Here is a 932-nt window from a genome sequence, read left to right on the forward strand (position 1 = left end):
GCCGCGTGCCGACGAAGCCGCCCTTGGCGCCCACCGGCACGATCACGGTGTACTTCACCATCTGCGCCTTGACCAGGCCCAGCACCTCGGTACGGAAGTCCTCACGCCGGTCCGACCAGCGCAGACCACCGCGCGCCACCTTGCCGAACCGCAGGTGCACGCCCTCGACCCGCGGCGAGTACACCCAGATCTCGTACGCCGGGCGCGGCGCCGGCAGGTCCGGGATCGCCTGCGGGTCGAACTTCATCGACAGGTACGGGTGCGGCTTGCCGTCCGCGTCGTGCTGGAAGTAGTTGGTGCGCAGCGTCGCCTTGATCAGGGTGAGGAAGGACCGCAGGATCCGGTCCTCGTCCAGCGAGGCGACCTGGTCCAGCGCGCCGTCCAGCTCCTCCAGCAGCCCGTCGATCAGCTCGGAGCCCGCGCGCTGGTGCTCCGGGGACATCCTGGCCTGGAAGAGGTTGACCAGCAGCCGGGTGGTGTGGACGTTGGTGCGGAGGGTCTCCTCCATGTAGTCCTGGCTGAACGGGGCGCCCGCCTGCCGCAGGTACTTGGCGTAGGCGCGCAGCACCATCGCCTGCCGCCAGGTCAAACCGGCGCGCAGCACAAGGGCGTTGAAGCCGTCGTTCTCCGCCTGGTCGGTCCACACCGCGGCGAACGCTTCCTGGAACCGCTCACGGGCGTCATCGCCGATGTCGCCGACCGAGCGGTCCAGGCGCAACCCGAAGTCGTACACCCACGCCCTGGTGTGGTCCGAGCGCTTCAGCTCGTACGGGCGCTCGTCGACCACCTCGACACCGAGCCGCTGGAGCACCGGCAGCACGGCCGACAGCGACACCGGCGCGCCGGTGCGGTAGATCTTGAAGCGGCGCTCGCCTCGGGTGGCGCCGACCGGCTCGTACAGCGACAGCGTGAAGTCGCCCTCGGGCTTGAGC

The 932-nt window shown here is 70.0% G+C and carries 1 protein-coding gene; it reads right to left on the bottom strand.

Annotated features, from left to right (window positions below):
* Positions 1 to 932 (bottom strand): NAD-glutamate dehydrogenase domain-containing protein (locus P2Q00_RS50600; protein ID WP_275781989.1); only part of this gene is annotated, 932 nt, incomplete at both ends.

The organism is Streptomyces coacervatus (assembly GCF_029223485.1).
Taxonomy (GTDB): Bacteria; Actinomycetota; Actinomycetes; order Streptomycetales; family Streptomycetaceae; genus Streptomyces; species Streptomyces coacervatus.